The following is a 3249-nucleotide window of genomic DNA, read 5'->3' as shown; positions in this document are numbered from 1 at the left end:
CGCCCGCATACTGCCCATGGCGGACAACCACCCGCCGTGGTCTACTTCAACGCAACCCAAACCGATCAGCAGGTGCAGGCAGTAGCTTAAATCATCCGGAAATCTGTCCAAGAGTCGGGGAGTAGCTCACCCACTCGCCGGAGCGCATGGCGCGAGTCGGCCAGTAGATGACATTCGCATGGACGTGGTACAGGACAGTCTCCGGCGGATATCGGTCGGTCATGCCGCGCTCTTCCGCCGTTGCCCGGGTGAATTCTATCCCTCTGAATAAGACCTTCACATCGTACCCGCCGCCACGCTTATCGACAGGCTTGTTGATGTAGCTCGACCATCTAGTGATGCGCCGGGACAGTTTCTGAATCGCTTTCCGGAGATCGCCGAATGCGGGGACCGGCTCCGCACATGTCATGACGGCGTATCTGAAGAACCTGGAATTCTCATGCCCGATCATGAAGAGCTTCAGGCCGTTGACCATGGGCCTGCGATCGCGAGCGGCGATCGTCGGCAGGAAGCGGCACGCCCGGTATGATGCCATTGTCTCCACGATCCCGGTGACTGCCGATATCAGCGTCACCTCGCCCTCTCGGGTCACGTCAATGCCCGCCCGCGTCAGCGCCGACGCAATGCGCTCCGTCTGTTGTGTCAGCCGTTTCATGGCACCAGACCGCTTCGCCCAGACGATCGGATCGAGCATCCAGCCCGTATTCGACCGCAGGACCCTGCCATGCGTCTTCTGCGCAGGATCGTTCGCGGCCTTCCTGATGATAGCACGCGCAGCGGCAGCGTCCGCACGGCGTTTCGCGAGACCAGACGGGGCGTTGTCAACAATTTGGTTTTGAAAAACAGTCTTCGGCGCGGCTTCGGATGGTGAATATCCGCGCCGGGCGCTCAACTGGCCGTCAACGGCGGCTTTACAATCTCAGCAATGTCGTTCAGCATTCTTGAACATCCTGTGAAAACCGCCGGAGGGTTGCGAGCCCTGTGATGGCGGTTTTTCTATGCTCGATCGTCGGCGGAGAAAGGTCAAGATCAGAATACAAGCGTATGCGCCGCTTGTCAGTCAGGACTGCCCAGAATGGATGCGATGGCCTTGACGAAACCTGCTTCCTCTTCCTCGATTACTGATGCATCTAAGTCGATCATTCCATTGTAGACGCTGAAATCTCCAACTTTTCCGCACAATTCGACATGTGAGCGGCCATTTGGACGGCCCGCGTGTAGCAACATTACATGCTGTGCGCCGTATTTTGCACCATAGAGAACGACCTGGTTTATGTCGTTCCGATCAGGGATCTTTGGTGCCCCTTTATACTTCGCATCGATGATGATCGAAGTCGCGGAATCAATCTCGATTACAATGTCCGGCGTTACTGTCGGGTTCTTCAGGCCCGGCTGGATAGGGTCGAACAGCATGGCTTTCGCCCCTTGCTCGCCACCTCGATTTCCATCTTTGATCGCTACGCGGTCGTCGTTTTGGAAGCCATCAGAGAGAACTCGCCTAGCGTAGTCTTCAAAAACTTTCGACATGTCTATTAGGAGTGAAGGAAGAAGAGCAACCTCACCAGTTCCCCGGATAGATAAACTCGCGTCGAATATGATCAATTGTGCAATCATCATCGCGTCAGCGTAATCTTGGCGCTCTCTGGGCAAGTGCCCGATGATGCCCGCAATTGCAGATGGTGTCAGCTCAGCCTTCGCGGGTGTGGAAATAGCCTCAAGCCGATCAACGGCACGCTTAAGCTTTTGTAGTCGTGGCCGCTGCCGATCCTCCGTAGTTCCGATATATCTGGCGAGCAGTTTCTCGAATGCATACCGCAGGACACGATTGGCACCGCAATCCGATGTCCTTTGAAAAGAGGACGATACGGCGACGGGCTTGCCGAGTTTCTCAGCTCGCCATGCGCTTTCAAAGGGGTAAATCCGACCAACGGGAAATGAACTCAGTCGTTTCTCGCGGGTATAGGCTTTCAAAAGGCCAAGTTCACAGATCCGGTCGAAACTCGTAAGCAACTGATCGGAAAGTATCTCGACCAGCGATGCGGGCTGTCCATCAGCTTGGGCAAACTGCCGAGCGTGGCGACGCAGAATGTTAGGCGTGTAACCTGCCGCCATTCCTACCAGCCGCTCAAGGTTGCCAATAGGAACCCTTGATGCGACTTCCAAGGCAAATGCGTCGTTCAAGGGGATGTAGCCGATCCAACCGCCACATTGGATAGCGGGACGGTTTTTGTGATATGTAGGACGGAAAAGGGTCATGATGTCGTCGTAGACATCGAGAGCTCCATCCGGTTTCAATAGCTCGGTCGGTAAGATTATAGTTTCCTGTTCGGACGCGGCGATGATCTGCCGCCCTGTGCGGAGCGAAGCACCGAAGCCACGATCCGCCATAAGTCTTGCGAGAGGGGCAAGGCCTTCCGAGCTCATTATTCGGCCTGGTTGGCTTGGCCAGTCGGCTGTACTGGGGCACCGCTTTCAATTCCAGTCTGCGCTGTTGCCTGTTGCAGTGGCTCGGGAACGACGTTCAACCACATCCTTCGAATTCGTTGCAAGAGGTCCTTGTCAAGTCGGCATGCCTTCTTGAAGAAGGGTAGCAGCCGATAATCCCATACGCGGCGTGCACTCGCTTCATCCAAGCAATTATTAAAATATGCGTGCCCGAGATGGACCGATTCATCTTCGATTTTCAAAACCCCATCGAAAAAAGCCGCAACCAAGTCCACAAAATTTCCATCAGCGCCGTGGCTTAGGAGGATCTTACGGAGAGCCGGAACGCTTGGCGGAACGTCGATCTGTGCAAACCGACGTTCAAGTGCGACATCCATTTCGTCAACGCCTTTGTCCCACGGATTCATGGTTGCGAGGATGATCAGATTAGAGGGAACGACGTGCATGCTCCCCGATGCCATCAGGCAAGGTAGGCCGCGCTTATCGACTTCCATATATGTGAGCGCTTCCCCAAAGACGCGAGCTACGTCGCACCGACTGATCTCATCAATCACCAAGACGAAAGTTTCATCTGGCAGCTCTGCGGCATCATCGCAAAGCAGCGGAAACACCTTCTTATGGAGCTCGAAGCCTCCACCGTCTTTCGGCATGAAGCCTTCCATGAAGTCTTCATATTGAGCTACTCCCCGACTCTTGGACAGATTTCCGGATGATTTAAGCTACTGCCTGCACCTGCTGATCGGTTTGGGTTGCGTTGAAGTAGACCACGGCGGGTGGTTGTCCGCCATGGGCAGTATGCGGGCG

Annotated in this window: 3 protein-coding genes; all 3 read right to left on the bottom strand. The window is 55.1% G+C overall.

Annotated elements, in window-relative coordinates; all coding sequences use genetic code 11:
- Positions 1-91: 91 nt before the first annotated feature.
- Positions 92-694 carry a hypothetical protein gene (locus C8348_RS21820; RefSeq protein WP_157950505.1) on the bottom strand — a complete coding sequence of 201 codons (603 nt, stop codon included), beginning with the start codon at positions 692-694 and terminating at the stop codon, positions 92-94.
- Positions 695-1056: 362 nt separating this feature from the next.
- On the bottom strand, positions 1057-2424 hold the full coding sequence (locus tag C8348_RS21815) for a 5-methylcytosine restriction system specificity protein McrC (RefSeq protein ID WP_106755420.1): 1368 nt from the start codon (positions 2422-2424) through the stop codon (positions 1057-1059).
- A complete protein-coding gene (locus tag C8348_RS21810; RefSeq protein ID WP_198647184.1) occupies positions 2424-3107 on the bottom strand; it encodes an AAA family ATPase in 684 nt (227 codons plus the stop codon). Before C8348_RS21810 ends, C8348_RS21815 begins: the two co-directional genes overlap by 1 nt.
- Positions 3108-3249 lie beyond the last annotated feature (142 nt).

The organism is Pannonibacter carbonis, assembly GCF_003012935.1.
Taxonomy (GTDB): domain Bacteria; phylum Pseudomonadota; class Alphaproteobacteria; order Rhizobiales; family Stappiaceae; genus Pannonibacter; species Pannonibacter carbonis.
Note: the sequence above shows the minus strand (reverse complement) of the source record. Positions and strands in the feature narration are given on the sequence as shown.